This is a genomic window from Brachybacterium phenoliresistens (genome assembly GCF_039530785.1).
Classification (GTDB): domain Bacteria; phylum Actinomycetota; class Actinomycetes; order Actinomycetales; family Dermabacteraceae; genus Brachybacterium; species Brachybacterium phenoliresistens.
The window spans coordinates 924,232-944,423 of record NZ_BAAAOW010000001.1 but is presented as its reverse complement, the minus strand read 5'-3'; the positions used below and the strand labels follow the sequence as shown (position 1 = coordinate 944,423).

Sequence of the window (20,192 nt, the reverse complement as noted above, 5' to 3'; positions counted from 1 at the left end):
GACCGCCCCGCGCAGGACGACTGAAGCAAGGAACCCCGTACCGTGACAATGACCCCCGAACAGGCCCGCTGGTTCGCCGACACCTTCGACAAGCTCGTCCAGAGCGTCGGCCAGGCGGTCATGGGCAAGAACGAGATCGTCCGCCTCGTGCTGACCTCGATGCTCGCCCCCGGCCACGTGCTGCTCGAGGACGCCCCCGGCACCGGCAAGACCTCCCTGGCCCGGGCGCTCGCCGCGACGGTGCAGGGCACCAGCACCCGGATCCAGTTCACCCCGGACCTGCTGCCGTCCGACGTCACGGGCGTGACGATCTACGACCAGAACACCAAGGCCTTCGAGTTCCACCGCGGCCCGGTGTTCGCGAACATCGTGCTGGCCGACGAGATCAACCGCGCCTCCCCGAAGACCCAGTCGGCGATGCTCGAGGTGATGGAGGAGGGCCGCGTGACGGTGGACGGCGTGACCCACGAGGTCGGCAGCCCGTTCCTGGTGATCGCCACCCAGAACCCCATCGAGCAGGCCGGCACCTACCGCCTGCCCGAGGCGCAGCTGGACCGCTTCCTCATGAAGACCTCCCTGGGCTACCCGGACCATGCCACCAGCGTGCAGATCCTGCAGGGCTCCGCGGTCCGCGACCGCAGCCGCCAGCTGGTCCCGCGCATCTCGCTGCAGGCCGTCGACGACATGACCCAGCTGGCCTCGACCGTCCACGTGGATCCGGCCGTGCTCGAGTACGTCTCGCGGCTGATGGAGGAGACCCGCCTGGCCCCCGAGGTGCGGGTCGGCGTGTCGATCCGCGGCGCCCTCGCGCTGATGCGCGCGGTGAAGGTGTGGGCCGCCGTCCACGGCCGCCACTACGTCACCCCGGACGACGTCAAGTCCCTGGTCGGACCGGTCTGGCTGCACCGCTTCGTGCTCGACCCGGAGGCCGAGTTCTCCGGGGCGACGGCGCGGTCGGTGATGACGCGGATCCTGAGCGAGGTGGCGCCGCCCCAGGCGCGGCAGCAGAGCGCATGACCGCGCCGGCCCCCGCGACGGAGAACCCGTCGGCCCCCTCCGGCCCCGCGGCCGACGGCCCCTCGGCGCTCGCGCGCGCCCGGCAGGCGGCCGCCGGCGTCGTCGACCGCCGGGTGCGGCCGCTGCTCGACCTGGTCTCCCCGATCGGGTGGGCGGTGCTCGCCGCGGCGGTCGGCGCCTGGGCCGTCGGCCTCGGCCTGCACGTCACCGAGCTCGCCGCGATCGGGCTCGCCCTGAGCATCCCGCTGCTGGTCGCGGCGCTGTTCGTGCTGGGGCGCTCCTCCTACGAGGTGACGCTGGACCTGCAGACCCACCGCGTCGTGGTGGGCACGCGGGCGGTGGGCCGGGTGAGCGTGCGCAACCCCAGCCGCCGCGGGATCCTCCCGGCGCGCATCGAGCTCGCCGTCGGCAGCGCGACCGCCCAGTTCATGGTGCCGCGCCTGGAGCCCGATGCCGAGCACGAGGAGCTGTTCGCCGTCCCCACGCGGCGCCGCGCCGTGCTCGTGGTCGGGCCGGTGCGCTCGGTGCGCGACGACCCGCTCTCCCTCATGCGACGCCAGGTGACCTGGGCGAAGGCGCAGGAGCTGTACGTGCATCCGCAGACGGTGCGCCTGGACGAGGCCGCCAGCGGCTATCTCCGCGACCTCGAGGGGACGCCCTCCTCGGACCTGTCCAGCTCCGACATCGCCTTCCATGCGCTGCGCGACTACGCCCCCGGGGACGACCGGCGGCACGTGCACTGGCGCACCACCGCCCGCACCGGCAAGATCATGGTCCGCCAGTTCGAGGAGACGCGGCGCTCCCACATCGTCGTCGCCCTCGACAACCGGCACCTCGACTACGCCTCCGAGGACGAGTTCGAGCTGGCCGTCTCCGCGGCAGCCTCCATCTCCGCCCAGACCTTCCGCGAGGAGAAGGAGCTGACCGCCTTCACCGTCGACGCCGTCCAGCGCACCCGCGCCTACCGTCCGATGATGGACGACTACACGGTGCTGGACCGGATCGGCGGAGGGGCGCGCCTGCACGACCTCGGCCAGAAGGCCGCGGACCTGGCCCCGAACGCCTCCGCCGTGATGCTCGTGGTCGGCTCCCAGGCGACCCCGCGCGAGCTCAACGCCGCCGCGACCCGGCTGCCCGCCGGGATCCTCGCCGTCGCCGTCCGCTGCGAGGAGGGCGCCGAGGTGCGCCGCTCGTCGATCGGCTCCCTCGAGCTGGTCACGCTCGGGACCCTCGCCGACCTCCCCAAGGCCCTGCGGGCGGTGGCGTGATGCGCGAGGACACGACCTTCTTCGAGACCCGCGGCCACGGCCCGCGCGCCGTGGACATCGCCGTGATGGCGGTGCTCTTCCTGCTCGCCGTGCTCGGGCTGCAGGACGCCTACGGCGGGGCGGACTACCTGCTCGCGGGCGTGATGGCCCTGGCGGTCGGCACGATCGTCGCCCTCGTCGGCGCCCGCTGGCGCTGGGGCGTCCTGCGGGTCACCCTCGCCACCCTCGTGCTGCACCTGCTGCTGGGGTCGACCTTCGCCGCACCCACCCACGCGCTCTTCCACGTGATCCCGACCCTGGCGTCGCTGCGCGAGCTGCTCGTCGCGCCGATCACCGCCTGGAAGGCCATGCTGACGGTGTCCACGCCCGTCGGCTCCGCGCACGGCGTCCTCGGCGTGGTCTGGATCAGCACGCTGCTGCTGTCGGTGGCGGGCATGAGCATCGTGCTGCGCACCCGCCGCTATGCGCTGGCCTGGCTGTTCCCCCTCGCGCTGCTGCTGGTCTCGGTCGCCTTCGGCACGTCCGCCGCGGTCGCGCCGATGCTCCGCGGGATCGGCGTCGCCGTGATCTCCCTGGCCTGGCTGACGTGGCGCTTCGAGAGCGCCCGGTTGGCGTCGGCGCGCTCGACCATCATCTCGGACACGGTGCGTCCGGGCTCGTGGCGGAACCCCGTCCTGCGGCGCCGCGTGATCGGCGGCGGGCTCGTGCTGGTCATCGCCTGCGGGGCGACCGCCGGGGCGCAGGCCCTGCTGGACCCGCCGCCGGGAACGGCCCGGTTCGCCCTGCGCGACACGATGACCCCGCCCTTCGACCCGGACGAGTACGTCTCCCCGCTCACCGAGTTCCGTGGCTACCTCAAGCACCAGCGGGAGGCGGAGCTGTTCACCGTCACCGGTGTCGAGGACGGCGAGCTGGTGCGCCTGGCCACCCTCGACCGCTACGACCTGCAGACCTTCGCCGTCGCCAGCAGCACGGAGCGCACCGGCCCCTCCGGGGCCTTCCTCCGCACGGCCACCGGGGTGGACCTCCACGAGGCCTCTCCGGCGGCGCGCACCGCGACGGTCACGATCGGGGAGTACCGCGGCGTGTGGATGCCCACCCTCGGCTCCCGCACCGACCGGATCGACGCGCTGGGGGAGGGCGGGGACCTCGCCGAGAACCTCTACCTCAACCAGGTCTCCCAGACCGCGGTGGACGCCTCGGTGCTGGGCTCGGGGGAGTCCTACGACCTCGTCTACGAGCCGTACCGCCACCCCACGGCGCAGGAGCAGGACGAGATGGAGTTCGCGGACATCGACCTGCCGCCGCTTCCCGAGAACCTGCCGGCGGAGTACAAGGAGCTCGCCGAGGCGGCCGTCGGCGACACCGACGACGACTACGCCAAGATGCAGAACCTCTCGGCCACCATGCAGTCCACCGGGTACTTCTCCCACGGCGTGGACCCCGAGGACACCCTGTCCCTGCCCGGCCACGGCGCCAGCCGCCTGAACGCGATGCTCGCCGAGGAGATCTCCTACGACGCCGAGGACGTCACCGCGATGCCCCAGGGCCGCATCGGCGACCAGGAGCAGTACGCGGCGCTCACGGTGGTGCTGGCGCGCTCGGTCGGGATCCCCGCCCGGGTGGTGATGGGCTTCGAGGTCCCGGCCGGCTCGGCCGGCGAGGCCACCATCACCGGGGACGACGTCACCGCCTGGGTCGAGGTCGCCTACGAGGGCCAGGGCTGGGTCCGCTTCGACCCGACCCCCGAGCAGGACGACACGCCCACCCAGCCGGAGAAGAACAAGGTCGAGAAGCCGCGGCCCCAGGTCGCCCAGCCCCCGCCGCCGCCCGCCGAGCCGCCGAGCCCGCCGCCGGGCGCGACCAGCGAGGACGCGCCCGGAGAGGAGGAGGACCCCGCGCAGACGTCCTCCTGGGCCGTCTATGCGGCCGCCGGATCCGGTCCGTTCCTGCTGCTCGGGGCGCTGCTCGCCGCGATCGCCCTGGCCAAGGCGCGCCGGCGCGCGCACCGTCGCACCCGCGGCAGCGCCGCCGAGCGCATCGACGGCGGCTGGCAGGAGCTCCTGGACGTCCGCGCCGACCTGGGCCGTCCGGCCGATGTCCTGGTCACCCGGCGTGAGCTGGCCGCCGAGATCGAGGCCGAGCTGCCCGGTGCCGGCATCGCGGTGCTGGCCGAGCGCGCCGATCGCGGCGTGTTCGGACCCGAGGAGATGCCGCAGGCCGCCGTCGACGAGTACTGGGCCCAGGTGATGGACTCCCGGGCGGCGCTGCTGGCCGCCGTCCCCTGGCATCGACGTCTGCTCGGGCGCTTCTCCCTGCGCTCGTTCCGCCGCCGCCGAGCCCTGCGCCGCGCCGCAGCCCGGGACCGGCAGCGCCTGGATGCACGGCGCGAGAGCTCCCGCGCCCAGGCCGAGCAGCGCGCCGCCCGTCGCGGCCGCGGCGTCCCCGAGCCGGCGCAGCCCCGCGGCATCGGCCGTCTCCTCGACAGGATCGGCGCGGCGATCCCGCGGGGCCGGACCCGCATCCCCCGCACGACCAGCACGACCAGCACGACCCGCAGCACCCAGGAGGACCGATGACCGCCCCAGGCAACCGATACTGCGAGAGCTGCGCCGCCCTGCTGGCGCCGGGCGCCGTGCTCTGCGGGGAGTGCGGGACCCGCTACGCCCCGTCGCCGTACGAGCGGCACGGCACGCGCACCCCCGGCGCCTGGACCGAGGCCCCGCGCCCGCGCGAGCGCGACGGCTCGGGAGGCGAGCGGGAGGGCGAGGGCCCCGACGAGGGGATCGAGCTGCTCGGCCGCGGGACAGGGCCGGCGCCCGCTCCCGACGGCACGACGCTGCGCCCGCAGGACCAGTACGATCGAGCAATGGACGAACAAGGCCCCCCGCCCGTGCCCGGACACGCCTCGGCCCCCGGAGCGCCCTCGACGCAGGCCGCACCGGGGATCGGCACGCTCGATGCGCCGCTGGACGGCTGCGCGCCGTCCACGCCCGGCAAGCGGCTCGTGGCCGCGATCGTGGACGGCATCATCCAGGGGATCGTCGCGATCCCGCTGATCATCGGCAGCACCCTGCTCGTCGTGCAGCAGGAGGCGACGCTGCTCGCGCAGATCCTCATCGGCATCGGCGTCGCCCTGCCGACCGCCTACGTGGTGGTGCTGCTGTGGCTGCAGGGCGCGAAGGGGTTCACCCCCGGAAAGCTCATCGCCGGCCTGCGGACGGTGCGGCTGAGCACCGGGAGGCCCATCGGCTTCCTGCGGGCCCTGGGGCGCGCCGTCGTCTACGGGGTGTTCCCGCTCCTGATGGCGCTGTCGCTGTTCCTGGACCCCCGCAAGCTGCTGCGCGGCTTCCACGACCGGGCCGTGGACTCGGTCGTCGTCGACGTGAAGTCCGGCCGCGATCCCTTCCAGCCGCGCCCGGACGACTTCCAGCGCCCGAGCAGCGAGCACTACATGCCCAGCAGCTCGGTCCCGGTCACCGCGCACGAGAACCTCATGGCCCAGCCCGGTTCCGCGTGGTCGGCCGATCCCGCGACCTCGGGAGCCTCGGCGGACTCCGCGGCCCCGGCGCCCTCCGGCTGGGATCCGGCCCAGCCCACTCCCTCGGCCTGGGATCCTGCCGGCCCGTACGGCAGCGCCTCCTCCTCCGCGGCCCCGTCCGGCTCCGCCCCGTCCGCGCCGCCGGCCCCCGCGCCGGAGCCGGCTCCGGCATGGGGCGCGGCCCCGGCCCCGGCCCCGGCACCCCCGCAGCCTGCGGACCCGTGGGCGCCGGCGCCGCCCGCCCCCGCCGAGGAGGCGCCGCCCGCCCCGGCGCCCGCTCCGGCGCCCGCTCCGCAGGCGGCCGCCGAGCCCGCGCACGATGCCTGGTCCTCCGCGGCGCGCGCCGCGCAGGACGCCTGGAGCACGCCCGCGCCCTCCGCCGGGCAGGGCCCCGCGCCGCAGGAGGCGCCGCCCGCACAGGCCGCCTGGTCCTCCCCGGCGGCCGATGCGCAGGACGCCTGGAGCACGCCGGCGCCGCCCGCCGCACCGCAGGAGACCTGGGGATCCCCGGCGCCGGCGGCCCCGCAGGACGCGTGGGGCACCCCGGCCGCTCCCGCTCCGCCGCAGCAGGACGCCGGGACCGCCGCCCCGGCCGCGCCCGCCCCGGCCGCGCCCGCCCCGGCCGCCCCCGTCGCGCCGGCGCCGTCGGCCCCGGCCGTCGCCGAGGAGACCTCCGGCGGCCCGTGGGACGAGGTCGACGACCGCACCCGCGCCCTCGCGACCGACGACGTCGAGGAGGACCTCGAGGCGACGCGCCTGTCGGTGATCCCGCCCGCTCCCGTGCGCCGCAGCATCACGCTGCGCATGGACGACGGGGCGGAGCTCCGGTCCGAGCGCACCGTCGTGGTCGGGCGCAACCCCGCCGCGGGGGACCAGGAGAAGCCCTTCGTCATCAAGGACGACACCCGGTCCGTCTCCAAGACGCATCTGCGGGTGGACGGCACCGGCGACGACGTCCTCGTGACCGACCTCGGCTCCACCAACGGTTCGGCGATCGTCCACCCGGACGGCACGCGCGAGGGACTCGTCCAGGACACCGCGACGATCCTCCCCGCCGGCGCGCAGGTCGCGATCGGCGATCGCGTGCTCACCGTGGAGAGGGATCAGTGATCGGCCCCTCCTCCTCCGCCCGAGAGCTCCCCGGGGCGATCCGCGTCGTCTCCGCAGCCAGCACGCATGTCGGGCACGTGCGGGCGACCAACGAGGACTCCTTCCTCGATGCCGCCCCGATCTACCTGGTCGCCGACGGCATGGGCGGCCACAATGCGGGCGAGGTCGCCAGCGCGATCGCCGTCGAGGAGTTCGAGAAGCTCACGCTGGGCCCGCCGGTCACCATCGAGCAGCTCGGCGACGCGTTGCGCAGCGCCGCCCGGCGGATCGGCGAGGTCGGCGGCGGCGGGATGCTCTCCGCCGGGACGACCGTCGCGCTCGTCGCGACGATGGTGATCGACGACATCGCCTACTGGGTCGTGCTGAACCTCGGCGACTCGCGCGTGTATCGGCTCTCCGACGAGATCTTCGAGCAGGTCAGCGTCGACCACTCGGTGGTCCAGGAGCTCATGGACCGCGGCGAGATCACCCCGCAGGAGGCCCTGCGCCACCCCCATCGGCACATGGTCACCCGGGCGCTGGGCGGAGGGCCCGATTCGGAGCCGGACTACTGGCTGATCCCCGCCGAGATCGGCGATCGCATCCTCATCTGCTCGGACGGGCTGTCCGGCGAGGTCGACGACGCGACCATCGAGCGCCTCCTGCGCAGCCCCGCGTCCGTGGAGATCGTGTGCGACGACCTCGTCGAGCTGGCCCTGGCCGCCGGGGGCCATGACAACGTCACCGTGGTGGTGCTCGAGGCCGCCGCCTCGACCCCGGGCACGGAGCGCGCCGGGGATGCCGCGGCGGAGCAGCCGGGCGAGCTGGTCGAGATCGACGAGGACACCCTGCCCCGGCCGATCCCGGGAAGCGCGGCCTCGTGAACGAGCAGACCCCTCTGCTGGGGCTCGGCGTGTGGTTCCAGCCGGGACCGGCGACGCTGATCGTCCGGGAGGCGGGATGGGCCCTCCTCGTGCCCGGTGTGCGCAAGCCGGTGATCGAGGCGGTCTGGACCGTGCTGGCGGAGCCGCCGGCCCCCGCCCGGATCCTCGACGCGATCGTGGAGGCCGCCGGGCTCGAGGGCGTCGAGAAGATCCCCTCGATCCTCATCGGCCTCGTCTCCGGGACGTCCGCCGCCCTCGTGGTGAAGGGCACGAGCCCCCTCGCCGTCTACGACGCCGCCGGCCGGCGCCTGGTCGCGGGCACGGCCGATGAGCCCGTCGCCGTCGTCGAGGCATCCGGGGTGCGGCGCCTGGCCTTCGGCGACCTGCCCGCCGAGGAGAGCACCGGCGGGCTGCGGCTGGGGGAGGGGATGGCCCGGGTGCGCGGCTTCGTCCAGATGACCGTGGATCCCGCGCAGCTGTCCGCCGAGGAGCGCGAGGCGCTCGCCGGACAGGTCGCAGAGGACGGCCGTTCCATCGAGACCCCCGAGCAGAAGGCCGAGAAGGCCTCGAGGCCCGCCCCGGCCGCACGGGCCTCCGCCCCCGCGCCGTCCACCCCGGCACCCGCCTCGGATCCGGCGCCGGCGCCCGCGCCGCCCCGGCCGGCGGCCCCCGCCGCCCGCCGTCCCGCGACCGTGCGCCGCCCCGCGACGACGACCAGCGCACGACCCGCCGCCGCGGAGAGCGCCGCCCCGTCGGCGCCGAGCGTCTTCGACGGACTGTTCGGCGGCGCGGCCCCCTCCCGCGCGGACCAGCCCGCCGAACCGGCACGGAGCGCCCCGGATCCCTCCGCGCCCGCGCCCGCGGCCGACGCGCCCGCCACGTCCCCGCCCGCCGCGCCGACTGCGGAGCCCGAGACCGCCGGCACCGCGCCGGACCCTCGCCCGGCGGCGGCCGCGCCGGACCCTCGACCGGCGGCGACGGCGGCCGCGGCCCCGGCGGGGACCCCGGCCGCCGCAGCAGCCGGCGGGCCCCGACCCGGCGCCCGACGGCGCCTGGTGAGCACCTCCCTGTTCGACCGGGGACGCACCGCGGCGAGCGCCCCCTCGGAGCCGCAGCGCGCCGCGGACGCGGCGGATCCCGCGCCGGAGCCCGCGCCCCCGCACGGCCCGGAGACGCCTCCGGAGCCCGAGGACGAGGAGCCCGGAGCCATCACGCTGGTCGCCCCGATCGAGGAGGGCGACGATGCGCCGGCTCCGACGCCGCGGCCGCGCCGCCCCGCCCCCGCGGGCCCCCTCACGCCCCCCGCCCGGACTCCCGCCCCCGCCCCTGCCGCGACGCCGCCCCCGGCCCCTTCCGCAGAGCCGGCGCAGGAGGCCGCCGGGCACCCGGCGCAAGCCTCCCCGGATCTGGAGGCCACCGGCACCTACGACGTGCTGTTCGGCCCGACGGTGCACCGCCGGATCGAGGACGCCGCGATCCGCATCGGCGACGAGAGCGCGGAGGAGCCGCACGAGGCGACCTCCGCCGCCGGGGCGACGGCATCCCAGGAGCTGGGGGAGGGCTCCCCGGCGCCCGAGCCGGAGGAGGAGCCCGCCGCCTCGGCGCCCTCCGCCGCCGGCCCCGCCTCGGCGGCGATCGGCGACTTCATCGACTGGGTGCCCGGAGTGGGCCGCGAGGCGCCCGAGATCGCACGCACGGCCGCCCGACGCGCCGCAGGACCTGCCGCGGCGGCTCCGCAGGGCCAGCCCGCCTCCCCGCAGGTCCGCGTCGCCGAGCGCCCGCAGCCGCCGCGGCCCGCGCCGGCCCCGATCGCGCAGGATCCCGCTCCCGCACCCCGGCCTGCGGCAGCGCCCACGCCTGCGGCACCACCCGCGCCAGCGCCCGCGGCAGCATCCGTGCCCGCGCCCGCGGCAGCACCCGCCCCTGCGTCTGCGCCCCCGCCCGCGATGCCTCGCCGCGGGGAGCCGGCGCCCTCGCCGCGACCGCAGCAACCGGCGCCCGGGGCCCCGGCGCACCCGGCATCGCCGCGCCAGGCTCCCCGCGGGCAGAGGGCGACCGCCTCGTCGGCGCCCGTGCTGCTGTCCGGGCTGCTCTGCGACGCCGGGCACGCCAACCCGCCGGAGCTGTCGACCTGCCGCGCCTGCGGGCGACCGCTGGCCGGCCCGGTGCGCTCCGTGCCGCGCCCCGCCCTGGGCCGCATCGAGCTGAGCACGGGGGAGAGCTTCCGCCTGGACCGCTCCGCGATCATCGGCCGCAAACCGCGCGCCTCCCGCGTCAGCGGGCGCGAGGTCCCGCAGCTGATCACCGTGCCGAGCCCGCAGCAGGACATCTCGCGATCACACCTCGAGCTGCGCCTGGAGGGCTGGCACGTGGTCGCCCTGGACCTCGGCACCACCAACGGCACCACCCTCCTGCGCGAGGGCACGGTCCCGCGGCGGCTCTCGCCCCACCACGCCGTCATGCTCCAGGACCTGGACATCCTGGACCTGGGCGACGGCGTCCGCCTGCGCATGCGGGAGGCCGGATGAGCACCCGCCCGCCCTCCCCGCATCCCGAGCTTCCCGGGTACCAGTACGAGAAGCTGCTGGGCTCCGGCGGCTTCGCCGACGTGTTCCTGTACCGCCAGTTCCGCCCCCAGCGCCGGGTGGCGATCAAGGTGCTGCTGGCGAACGTCCTGGACGACTCCGTGCGCCGCCAGTTCGACGGCGAGGCGAACGTCATGGCGACCATGTCGACGCATCCCTCGATCGTCACCATCCACACCGCCGACGTCTCCGCCGACCATCGGCCCTACCTGGTCATGGAGTACTGCCCGCGCCCCAACTACGGGGTGCGCTTCCGCAAGGAGCGGATCACCGTGGCGGAGGCGCTGCGGGTGGGCGTGCAGATCGCCGGGGCCGTCGAGACCGCGCACCGCGCCGGGATCCTGCACCGCGACATCAAGCCCGCGAACATCCTGGTGACCGAGTACAACCGGCCCGCGCTGACGGACTTCGGCATCTCGATCGTCGCCGACAGCGGTGAGGACCTCGAGGACAGCCAGGGCATGTCGATCCCCTGGTCGCCGCCGGAGTTCTTCGCGGACCCGCCGCGGGCCGACCAGCGCTCGGACGTCTTCTCCCTCTCGGCGACCGTGTACTCGCTCCTGGCCGGGCGCACCCCGTTCGAGCTGCCGGGACGCCGCAACACCGCCTCCGATCTCATCCACCGCATCTCCTCCGAGCCGCTCGCCCCGCTGCTGCGGCCCGACGTCCCCGAGGCGCTGGACCGCGTGCTGTCGATCGCCATGGCCAAGGACCCGGCGGGCCGCTACGACTCCGCCCTGGCCTTCGGCCGCGCCCTGCAGCAGGTGGAGATGCAGCTGTCCCTGCCCATCACCCAGATGGACGTGCTGGACGACCGCGGGGCACCGGCCCCGGCCGCCGGGCCCGGCGGCGAGGACGACGAGCTGGATGCGCACACCCGGATCCGCAAGGTCGCGACGGTGGACCCGGAGGCCGCGGTGACGGGCCCCCCGGCGCAGTCCGCAGGTCCCGGGGCCGCCGGAGCGATGACCTCTCCGCCCTCGGGCCCGGCGACCGGGGCCATGGCCCCGGCGGGATCGGACCGCTACGCCGCGATCGCCCCGCCGCTCGCCGGCGGCGCCTCCGCCTCCTCCGCCCCGGCCGCCGGGACCGGCGGGGAGGGGGACGCCACGATGCTGCGTCCCGTCGCCCCGCCGCCGTCCCCGGACGCGGGCCCCGCCTCGCCCCCCGGGAGCGCGGCGGAGGGGTCCGGCAGCGCCCGTCGCGTCCCCGCCTGGCCGTTCGTCGCGCTCGCCGGCGTGCTGGTGCTGGTGCTGGGCATCGGAGCGACCATCGCGGTGCGCACGGCGTTCCCGAGCGCGCAGGAGGCCCCGCCGACCGCGGAGATCCAGGACCCCGCCGGCGGCGCCTCGCGGCTCTCCCCGCCGACCGGGGTCACGCTGCAGATCATCGCCGAGGGCCAGGGCCCCGAGCCGGGCAAGGTCAAGGTCTCCTGGACGATGCCCGCGGACATGACCGAGGACGACTACATCCAGCTGACCTGGGTGGAACTCCCCGACGGGTACGGGCGGTACTCGGCGCCGGTCTACGAGCGGGTCCATCAGTCCCGGGTGATCGCCCTGCCGCCCAACCAGCCCGGCGCCTGCCTCGCGGTGCGGACCATCAACGACTCCGGCGGGGCGAGCGCCCCGGAGACCGTCTGTCTGTCCGGGGAGACATGACCGGGGGGACGGGCGGGACGGGCCCGGCGAGGGCGCCGGGCGGCGCACCCCGCACACATCATCGGATCGAGAGTGCCCACGGGGCGCGCAGAAGGAGGCGAGGAGCATGGCATCGACGATCTCCGTCGAGTACTGCGGTGAATGGTTCCGGGTCGGGGAGGGCGACGAGCTGACCATCGGCCGCGAGGCCGATCTGAGCGTCGACGAGGACAACCCCTTCCTGCACCGGAAGTTCCTCTCGATCGTGCAGGTCGACGCGCTGTGGTGGCTGGTGAACATCGGCTCGCGGCTGTCGGCGACCGTCACCGACGGCACCGGGTCGATGCAGGCATGGCTCGCGCCCGGAGCCCGCCTCCCGCTCGTCTTCGACGAGACGAAGGTCGTCTTCACCGCCGGCCCCACCACCTACGAGCTGTCCGTGCACGCGGAGTCGCCCGAGTTCGAGCGGACACTCAGCGCGAACGATCCGGTGGGGGAGACGACCGTCGGCTCGGTCGCCCTCACCGAGAGCCAGAAGCTGCTGATCCTGGCGCTGGCCGAGCCGATGCTCACGCGCGACGGGACCGGCATGAGCGCCGTGCCGACGTCCGCGCAGGCCGCGGACCGCCTCGGCTGGCAGCGCACCAAGTTCAACCGCAAGCTCGACAACGTCTGCGACAAGCTCGACCGGCTCGGGGTGCGGGGCCTGCGGGGCGGGCCCGGCAAGCTCGCCAGCAACCGGCGCGCCCGCCTGGTCGAGCACGCCGTCTTCTCCCGCCTGGTCACGGCGGAGGACCTGCCCCTGCTGGACCGGGCCCCGGCGGACGTCGACGAGGACTGACCGCCGGCCGCCGCGCACGCCGCGACCCACCCCACGGACGAGGACTGACCTGCCCCCATGCGCATCAAGCTCACCCTGCGCCGCCCCGAGGACCGCCTCACCGACCTCGAGGTTACGGCCGATGCCACCGCGACGGTGGCCGACGTCGCCGAGGCGCTCTACCGCGCGGACCCCCTCCGGGCGGGCGCCGAGTTCCCCGAGGGGCTGACCCTGCAGGTCCAGGACCCCGGCGCGGGGCCCGGAGCCGGCGGGGTGCGGTCCCTGGACCGCACCGTCGACCTGATCCAGGCGGGGCTGCGCTCCGGCAGCGTCGTCTCCATCGCCCGCTCCAGCTCCGAGTACGAGACCCGGGCCGAGTCCCGCGGCGCGGCGGTGGCGCTGCTGCGCGTCCTGTCCGGGCCCGAGACCGGTCGCGAGTTCCCGCTGCCCAGCGGGTCCAGCGTGGTGGGCCGCGAGGGCGATGTGGACATCCGGATCGCCGACCCGATGCTCTCCAAGCGCCATGCCCGCATCAACGTCGCCGAGACCGTCGAGATCGTGGACCTGCAGTCCTCCAACGGCGTGGTCATCGGCGGGGAGCGGGTCCAGCGCGCGGCCATCGGCCCGGCCGACACGGTGCTGATCGGCGGGACGACCTTCGCGATCGTGTCCCTGCAGCGGATGGGCGGGACCGCCCCCAGCTCGCCGGTGGTCGAGTTCAACCGGGCGCCCCGCGTGGTGCCCCGCTTCCCCTATCGGCCGCTCAAGGCGCCCACCCCGCCCAAGGAGCCCCAGCCCCAGGCGTTCCCGGTCTTCCTGATGTTCGCGCCGCTGATCATGGGCGGCTTCATGTTCGCGATGACCGGCAGCCCGTTCTCGCTGATGTTCGTCTTCATGATGCCGATGATGGCGACCGCCGCGTATCTCAACCGGCGCCTGCAGAACAAGCGCCAGCTCGAGCGGCAGATCAAGAACTTCGAGGAGGGCCTGGCCTCGCTGCGCCGCCGCATCACCGAGGCGCAGGACGTGGAGAGGTCCGTGCGCCTGGCGGAGAACCCTGCGGCGGCCGCGACCGTCGACGCGGCCTTCCGGCTGGGCCGGCTGCTGTGGACGCACCGCCCCGAGCACCACCAGTTCGCCTCGGTGCGCCTGGGCATCGGGATCGCGGAGTCCAGGGTCGGCATCGACATGCCGGGGGAGAACGACGCCATCCCGAAGTACTGGGACCAGCTCGAGGATCTCCACGAGGAGTACCGCACCCTCGCCGGCGTGCCGATCGTCGCCGAGCTGCGCTACGCCGGGAACATCGGCGTGGCCGGCAGCGGCGAGGAGGCCGACGGCGTCGCCCGCGGCATCGTCACCCAGCTGTTCGGCCTGCACTCGCCGGCCGATGTCGCGATCGCGGCGATCACCTCCCGCTCCTCGCGGGAGTCATGGCACTGGCTGAAGTGGCTGCCGCACACCTCCAGCCCGCACTCCCCGCTGCCCGGCGACCATCTGGCCGACACCCCCGGCCGCGGCTCCTCGCTGCTCTCGCGGATCGAGGAGCTCATCGAGCAGCGCGGCGGCGGCGCGCCCGCCTCCCTGCGCACCCCGATGAGCCCGGACGTCACCCAGGAGCCGCCGGTCCCGCCGGAGCCGCAGACCCCCTCCCTGGTGGTGATCATCGAGGACGACGCCCCGGTGGACCGGGCCCGCCTGGTGCGCGTGGCCGAGCGGGGGCCCGACGTGGGCGTGCACGTCATCTGGTGCGCGGCCAACGTCCTGGCCCTGCCGGCCGCCTGCCGCACCTACATCGCCGTGGAGGAGGCCGTCGAGGGCGCCGGCGCCGGCCACGTGCGCCTGGGCGAGCAGTTCTACCCGGTGTCGGTGGAGACCGTCTCGGTCGAGGTCGCCGCCGGGGTCGCCCGGCACCTGTCGCCGGTGATCGACGCGGGCGTGCCCGTGGACGACGACTCCGACCTCCCGCGCGCGATCTCGTACCTCAAGCTCTCGGGCATGGCCATGGCCGAGCAGCCCGGTGCGGTGATCGAGCGCTGGAAGGAGAACAGCTCCCTGACCCCGCGCGACGGCTCCGAGCCGGTGCGGCGCAAGCACGATGCGGACCTGCGCGGGCTCATCGGCCACAACGGGCAGGACACCTTCCACCTGGACCTGCGCACCCAGGGCCCCCACGCTCTGGTCGGCGGCACCACCGGCGCCGGCAAGTCCGAGTTCCTGCAGGCCTGGGTGATGGGCATGGCCACCGCGCACAGCCCCGACCGGGTGACCTTCCTGTTCGTGGACTACAAGGGCGGCGCCGCCTTCGCCGACGCGGTCACCCTCCCGCACGCGGTGGGCCTGGTCACCGACCTGTCCCCGCATCTGGTGCGCCGCGCGCTCACCTCGCTGCGGGCCGAGCTGCACTACCGCGAGCACCTGCTGAACCGGAAGAAGGCCAAGGACCTCGTCTCCCTCGAGCGCACCGGCGACCCGGAGGCCCCGCCGAGCCTGATCATCATCGTCGACGAGTTCGCGGCCCTGGCCAAGGAGATCCCCGAGTTCGTCGACGGCGTCGTGGACGTCGCCGCCCGCGGCCGCTCGCTGGGCCTGCACCTGATCCTGGCCACGCAGCGTCCCGCCGGCGTCATCAAGGACAACCTGCGCGCCAACACCAACCTGCGCATCGCGCTGCGCATGGCCGACGAGGCCGACTCCAAGGACATCCTGGGCGACGTGATGGCCGCCCACTTCGACCCCGGCATCCCCGGGCGCGCCGCCGCGAAGACCGGGCCGGGGCGCATCGCCACCTTCCAGACCGGGTACGCCGGAGGCTGGACCACGCACGAGCCCGAGCGCGCCCGCATCGACATCGTCGAGAAGGACTTCGGCACCGGCGAGCAGTGGGACATCCCCGCGCCGCCGACGGCCGCGGTCACCGACCCCGGCCCCAACGACATCTCCCGGATGGTCCGCACCATCCGGGCCGCCGCCCAGGAGGCCGGGGTCCCCGCGCCGCGCAAGCCCTGGCTGTCCGAGCTGGCGCAGGCCTACGACCTCTCGCGCCTGCCCTCGCGCCGCACCGACGAGGACCTCCTCATCGGGGTCATGGACGTGCCCGAGGACCAGGCCCAGCCGACCGTCTCCTACCTGCCCGACCGCGACGGGAACATGGCGATCTACGGCACCGGCGGCTCCGGCAAGTCGACGACCCTGCGCACCATCGCGATCTCGGCGGCATCGACCGTGCGCGGCGGGCCCGTCCAGGTGTACGGCCTGGACTTCGGGGCCTCCGGCCTGTCGATGCTCGAGGAGCTCCCGCACGTGGGCTCGATCATCTCCGGGGACGACGAGGAGCGCGTGATCCGCCTGCTGCGGACCGTGCGCGGCATCGTCGACGAGCGCTCGCGCAGCTTCTCGGAGGTCCGGGCCGGCAGCGTCGCCGAGTACCGGGAGCTCGCGGGCAGGCCCGAGACCCCGCGCATCCTGCTGCTCGTGGACGGCATGGCCTCCTTCCGCGAGGCCTACGACTTCTCCAACCTCTCGAAGTGGTTCACGACCTTCGTGCAGATCGCGACCGACGGCCGCCAGGTCGGCGTGCACGTGATCGTCACCGGCGACCGCCCCAACGCCATCCCCACCTCGCTGGGATCCTCCATCCAGCGCCGGCTGATCCACCGGATGGCCTCGGCCGACGACTACGGCGCCTTCGGCGTGGACAAGGACATCCTCGACGCCGCCTCGCCGCCCGGGCGGGCGATCCTCGACGGCCACGAGGTCCAGATCGCCGTGCACGGCGGGGACTCCAACGTGGCGATCCAGTCCCGGGAGGTGGCCGAGCTGGCCAAGGCGATGCGCCGGGCCGGGGTGCCGGAGGCGCCGGCCATCGAGCGTCTTCCCGAGCGGGTCGAGCTCTCGCGGCTGCGCCCGGTCGTCGGCGGCCGTCCCGTCCTCGGCGTGGGCGACGAGACCCTCGCGGAGGTCACCTTCGAGCCGCGCGGGGCGTTCATGGTCACGGGCCCGATGTCCTCGGGGCGCACCACCGCCATGCTCACCATCGCCACCTCGCTCTCGGCGATGGACTCGCCGATGCGGCGGGTCCGCTTCTCGGCCCGGCGCACCCCCCTGACCGGCCTGCCGATCTGGGACGTGGAGGCCTCCGACCCGGAGACCGTCAAGGATCTCGCCGCCCAGCTGCGCGGGACGGTCGAGTCCGGGGCGGTCGGCGAGGGCCGGCTGGCCCTGTTCATCGACGGGGTCGCCGACTTCACCGGCAGCGGCGTCGAGGCGGACCTGGACAAGCTGATCCGCGCCTGCACCCGTGAGGGCCAGTTCGTGGTGGGCGAGAACGAATCGGCCTCCTGGTCCCAGGCGTACGTGCTCGCCCAGCCCTTCAAGGCCGGGCGGCGCGGACTGCTGCTGCAGCCGGGGGAGACCGACGGAGACATGCTGCTGGGCACGCCCCTGGGGCGGATCCGCCGTGCGGAATTCCCGCCCGGCCGCGGATTCCTCGTGCACGGCGGCCGCGCGGTCAAGCTGCAGGTGGCCCAGAAGACCGAGTAGCCCGCCCGCCGGGGGCCGGGGTTGTCCACATGGGTACTCCTCCCCATGGTCCCCGCCCCCGCTCCTGCCTACAGTGGCACTGTCGAGCAGGAGCGGCGCCCCGTGACGGGGCGCGGCCCGGCGCACCGCGATCCGTCGGACGCAGAAGGGGTCTGGGAATGAACACGAACAAGGGCATGATCGTCGAGGAGGTCCGCCAGATGGCCTCGCAGCTGCGCGAGGCCGCGGAGGAGATCGGCACCATCGAGCGCGAGCTCACCAGCGGGCTGGAGGCCGTCGACTGGACCGGACCCGATGCGGATCAGTTCCGCGGCCAGTGGTCCGGGGAGATGGTCCCGGCCCTCCAGCAGATCATGCAGTCCGTCTCCGAGCTCGGCGACACCGCGGACCGCAACGCCGACGAGCAGTCGGACACCTCCGCGAACTGATCACCACCCGGCTCCGCCGGTCAGGGCCGACGCAGCCCGCAGCAGGGACATCCCGCTGCGGGCTGCGTCGGCCCTGGTAGATTGTCAGCGCCAGCGAGGACGAACGGAGATTCTCCATGCCCCAGCAGTACACGTACCCCAGTGCGGCGTTCCCGGGGAATCCTCGCATCCGCCTGGACGTCCCGGACCACTGGGAGCCGCTGATCGTGCCCGGGGTCCAGATCGCCGTCGCGCAGCCGCGCGTGGAGGGCCGCTTCCGCGCCAACGTGGTCGTCACCGTGCAGCGCTTCGCGCCCGGGTTCGGTATCGCGCAGGCCGAGGCGGGGCTCGCCCAGCGCAAGGCGGAGCTGCCCGAGCTCGAGGAGCTCGGCACCGGGCAGATCGAGGTCGGCGGGCGCACCTGGGTGGCCAGCGAGTACGGCTACACGCAGCCGGGCCGGCCCACCGTGGTCCAGGCCGCGCGCTATGCGGTGATCCCGCGCGGGGAGAGCGCCGTGGACGTGATCGAGCTGGTGGGCAGCTGCGGGGCGGATTCCGCCGACGCCGAGATCGAGCAGCTGCGCGCGATCCAGGACTCCGTGGCGATCGAGATCGACTGACCCGCGCATCTCCGCGTGCCGACGGCCGTGCCCCCTCGGGGCGCGGCCGTTCCGCATCCCGGGCCCGCAGACGGCCCTGTGGATGGCCGATCCCCCCGAAATGTGCTCTGACCTGCACTTCTGTGTGGGGAGGAGTGATGGGGACTTCTCCCCATGGTGCGGCGTGGAGCGGCGTCCTAGTGTTGAGGCATCACCTCGGGGGCAAGGTTCCGAGGGGCGCGGGAAGGTCCGCGGCGGGCCACGCACCAGGTGGACCGAAGTGACATCACCACGAAGGGGAAATCATGAAGAAGGGTATGAACCCGGCGGCCGTCCAGCAGATGGCCACGCAGATCAGCACCGCCGGCGAGAACGTGCGCGGCAAGTTCGACGGGGCCAACGCGCGCATCCAGGAGCTCGACTGGACCGGCGAGGACGCCGACCGCTACCGCGGCGAGTTCGCCGATCAGATCGGCCAGCTCGTGCAGCAGGTCGTGCAGGGCGCCCAGGACTTCTCCGACCGCGCCATCCAGAACGCCCAGCAGCAGACCGACACCTCCTCCCAGTGAGGCCCGTCCGGGCTCCCCACCTCTTCGCACAGATCTGACTCCAGGAGAACACCATGGCTTTCAAGGGAATGGACACCGAGGCCGGCCTCGAGGTCGCGACCTTCATCGACACCACCGGCAGCGAGATCCTCGACATCATCGACTCGGTCACCTCCGTGGTGACCTCGGTCGAGTGGATCGGCCCCGACTACGACCAGTACACCTCGGACTGGAACTCCTTCGTCTCCGGTCCCGTGGCGGGCCTCGTCGAGGCCATCTCGGCCAAGGCCGAGGAGCTGCGCGTCGACGCCGAGGAGCAGGACACCGCCTCCAACGGCCAGTGAGCGCCGGGCCGCGAGGCCCGCTCTCGCGCACGAGCCCCACGCCGCATCTGCGGCGTGGGGCTCGTCGTCGTCCCGGCAGGTCCGCCGCCCGGGACGGGAGGGGGCCCGCCGGATCCCTGCCCGGCGCGCCCCGGGCCTCGGGGCGTCCCGGGCGCCCCGGCGTCCGGTTCCCGCGGCGGCCGGGGACCGTCGGCGGACGTCGGGGGACGTCAGCGGTAGTTGATGAACTGCAGCGCGACGTCGAGGTCCTTGCCCTTGAGCAGGGCGATCACGGCCTGGAGGTCGTCGCGGCTCTTGGAGCTCACGCGCAGCTCGTCGCCCTGGATCTGGGCCTTGACGCCCTTGGGTCCCTCGTCGCGGATGAGCTTGGAGATCTTCTTGGCCTCGTCGGTGGCGATCCCCTCCTTGAGGGTCGCCACCAGGCGGACCTCCTTGCCGGACTGCTTCGGCTCGCCGACCTCGATCGCCTTGAGGGAGATCCCGCGGCGCAGGAGCTTGGTCTGGAGCACGTCCAGGACCGCCATCACCCGCTCCTCCGCATTGGCGCTCATGACGATCTCGTCGCCGGAGAGCTTGAGGGACGCATCCGTGCCGCGGAAGTCGTAGCGCTGCCCGACCTCCTTGACCGCCTGGTTCACGGCGTTGTCGACCTCCTGGCGGTCGAGCTTGCTGACGATGTCGAACGAGGAGTCGGCCATGTCCACCTCACCTTTCGCTGCTGGGCGCCGGCGGCGCCGCATCCGGACGTCGCGCGGGCGCCCGCGCGACGCCCCCAGGGTATCGGGAGGGGGCCGGAGGCTCGGAGAGCGGGGCCTCGTGGCCGGGGGCATCCGCGCCCGATCCGCCCTAGCAGTCGGGAGGCTCCCGGCGCACCTCGGGGGCCTGTGATCAGCCTCATGGGCCGATGA

The 20,192-nt window shown here is 74.5% G+C and carries 14 protein-coding genes; 13 read left to right on the top strand and 1 reads right to left on the bottom strand.

Features of this window, described 5'->3' with window-relative positions:
• The first annotated feature begins 42 nt into the window (after window positions 1–42).
• The 13 genes from ABD234_RS04320 to ABD234_RS04260 all read left to right on the top strand — a co-directional run bounded on the left by ABD234_RS04320 (window position 43) and on the right by ABD234_RS04260 (window position 19,284).
• Window positions 43–1,017, top strand: a complete 975-nt coding sequence (locus ABD234_RS04320) for an AAA family ATPase (RefSeq protein WP_038374753.1) — start codon at window positions 43–45, stop codon at window positions 1,015–1,017.
• The gene (locus tag ABD234_RS04315; RefSeq protein WP_051487220.1) at window positions 1,014–2,285 is read left to right on the top strand and encodes a DUF58 domain-containing protein; all 1,272 of its coding nucleotides are present in this window, start codon (window positions 1,014–1,016) and stop codon (window positions 2,283–2,285) included. Before ABD234_RS04320 ends, ABD234_RS04315 begins: the two co-directional genes overlap by 4 nt.
• Window positions 2,285–4,864 (top strand): transglutaminase-like domain-containing protein, encoded by a 2,580-nt coding sequence (locus ABD234_RS04310; RefSeq protein WP_344354242.1) that lies wholly within the window; start codon window positions 2,285–2,287, stop codon window positions 4,862–4,864. Before ABD234_RS04315 ends, ABD234_RS04310 begins: the two co-directional genes overlap by 1 nt.
• On the top strand, window positions 4,861–6,936 hold the full coding sequence (locus ABD234_RS04305; protein WP_344354240.1) for an RDD family protein: 2,076 nt from the start codon (window positions 4,861–4,863) through the stop codon (window positions 6,934–6,936). Before ABD234_RS04310 ends, ABD234_RS04305 begins: the two co-directional genes overlap by 4 nt.
• Window positions 6,933–7,799, top strand: coding sequence for a PP2C family protein-serine/threonine phosphatase (locus ABD234_RS04300; RefSeq protein ID WP_344354238.1), 867 nt, complete (start codon window positions 6,933–6,935; stop codon window positions 7,797–7,799). The genes ABD234_RS04305 and ABD234_RS04300 overlap by 4 nt, the downstream gene beginning before the upstream one ends.
• The gene (locus ABD234_RS04295) at window positions 7,796–10,327 is read left to right on the top strand and encodes an FHA domain-containing protein (protein ID WP_344354236.1); all 2,532 of its coding nucleotides are present in this window, start codon (window positions 7,796–7,798) and stop codon (window positions 10,325–10,327) included. The genes ABD234_RS04300 and ABD234_RS04295 overlap by 4 nt, the downstream gene beginning before the upstream one ends.
• Window positions 10,324–12,045, top strand: a complete 1,722-nt coding sequence (locus ABD234_RS04290; protein WP_344354234.1) for a serine/threonine-protein kinase — start codon at window positions 10,324–10,326, stop codon at window positions 12,043–12,045. Before ABD234_RS04295 ends, ABD234_RS04290 begins: the two co-directional genes overlap by 4 nt.
• A 106-nt stretch (window positions 12,046–12,151) precedes the next feature.
• Window positions 12,152–12,865 carry an FHA domain-containing protein gene (locus ABD234_RS04285; protein WP_038372802.1) on the top strand — a complete coding sequence of 238 codons (714 nt, stop codon included), beginning with the start codon at window positions 12,152–12,154 and terminating at the stop codon, window positions 12,863–12,865.
• Between the two features lie 57 nt (window positions 12,866–12,922).
• Window positions 12,923–17,386, top strand: a complete 4,464-nt coding sequence (locus ABD234_RS04280) for a type VII secretion EssC family protein (protein WP_344354231.1) — start codon at window positions 12,923–12,925, stop codon at window positions 17,384–17,386.
• 158 nt (window positions 17,387–17,544) lie between these two features.
• Window positions 17,545–17,814 (top strand): WXG100 family type VII secretion target, encoded by a 270-nt coding sequence (locus tag ABD234_RS04275; RefSeq protein ID WP_051486876.1) that lies wholly within the window; start codon window positions 17,545–17,547, stop codon window positions 17,812–17,814.
• A 116-nt stretch (window positions 17,815–17,930) separates the two neighbouring features.
• Complete coding sequence (locus tag ABD234_RS04270; protein WP_344354229.1) at window positions 17,931–18,413, top strand: DcrB/PsbP domain-containing protein; 483 nt, start codon at window positions 17,931–17,933, stop codon at window positions 18,411–18,413.
• Window positions 18,414–18,697: 284 nt separating this feature from the next.
• Window positions 18,698–18,961: a WXG100 family type VII secretion target gene (locus tag ABD234_RS04265; protein ID WP_344354227.1), complete on the top strand. Its 264-nt coding sequence runs from the start codon at window positions 18,698–18,700 to the stop codon at window positions 18,959–18,961.
• Window positions 18,962–19,014: 53 nt separating this feature from the next.
• Complete coding sequence (locus ABD234_RS04260) at window positions 19,015–19,284, top strand: hypothetical protein (protein ID WP_232226345.1); 270 nt, start codon at window positions 19,015–19,017, stop codon at window positions 19,282–19,284.
• Between the two features lie 209 nt (window positions 19,285–19,493).
• Here ABD234_RS04260 and ABD234_RS04255 read toward each other — a convergent pair whose 3' ends face one another.
• Window positions 19,494–19,982 carry a YajQ family cyclic di-GMP-binding protein gene (locus ABD234_RS04255; protein ID WP_344354224.1) on the bottom strand — a complete coding sequence of 163 codons (489 nt, stop codon included), beginning with the start codon at window positions 19,980–19,982 and terminating at the stop codon, window positions 19,494–19,496.
• Window positions 19,983–20,192 lie beyond the last annotated feature (210 nt).

Coding starts and splice junctions, on each gene's coding strand:
- ABD234_RS04315 (WP_051487220.1), top strand. CDS start 1,014: ATGACCGCGCCGGCCCCCGCGACGGAGAACCCGTCGGCCCCCTCCGGC.
- ABD234_RS04310 (WP_344354242.1), top strand. CDS start 2,285: ATGCGCGAGGACACGACCTTCTTCGAGACCCGCGGCCACGGCCCGCGC.
- ABD234_RS04305 (WP_344354240.1), top strand. CDS start 4,861: ATGACCGCCCCAGGCAACCGATACTGCGAGAGCTGCGCCGCCCTGCTG.
- ABD234_RS04290 (WP_344354234.1), top strand. CDS start 10,324: ATGAGCACCCGCCCGCCCTCCCCGCATCCCGAGCTTCCCGGGTACCAG.
- ABD234_RS04285 (WP_038372802.1), top strand. CDS start 12,152: ATGGCATCGACGATCTCCGTCGAGTACTGCGGTGAATGGTTCCGGGTC.
- ABD234_RS04280 (WP_344354231.1), top strand. CDS start 12,923: ATGCGCATCAAGCTCACCCTGCGCCGCCCCGAGGACCGCCTCACCGAC.
- ABD234_RS04275 (WP_051486876.1), top strand. CDS start 17,545: ATGAACACGAACAAGGGCATGATCGTCGAGGAGGTCCGCCAGATGGCC.
- ABD234_RS04270 (WP_344354229.1), top strand. CDS start 17,931: ATGCCCCAGCAGTACACGTACCCCAGTGCGGCGTTCCCGGGGAATCCT.
- ABD234_RS04265 (WP_344354227.1), top strand. CDS start 18,698: ATGAAGAAGGGTATGAACCCGGCGGCCGTCCAGCAGATGGCCACGCAG.
- ABD234_RS04260 (WP_232226345.1), top strand. CDS start 19,015: ATGGCTTTCAAGGGAATGGACACCGAGGCCGGCCTCGAGGTCGCGACC.
- ABD234_RS04255 (WP_344354224.1), bottom strand. CDS start 19,982: ATGGCCGACTCCTCGTTCGACATCGTCAGCAAGCTCGACCGCCAGGAG.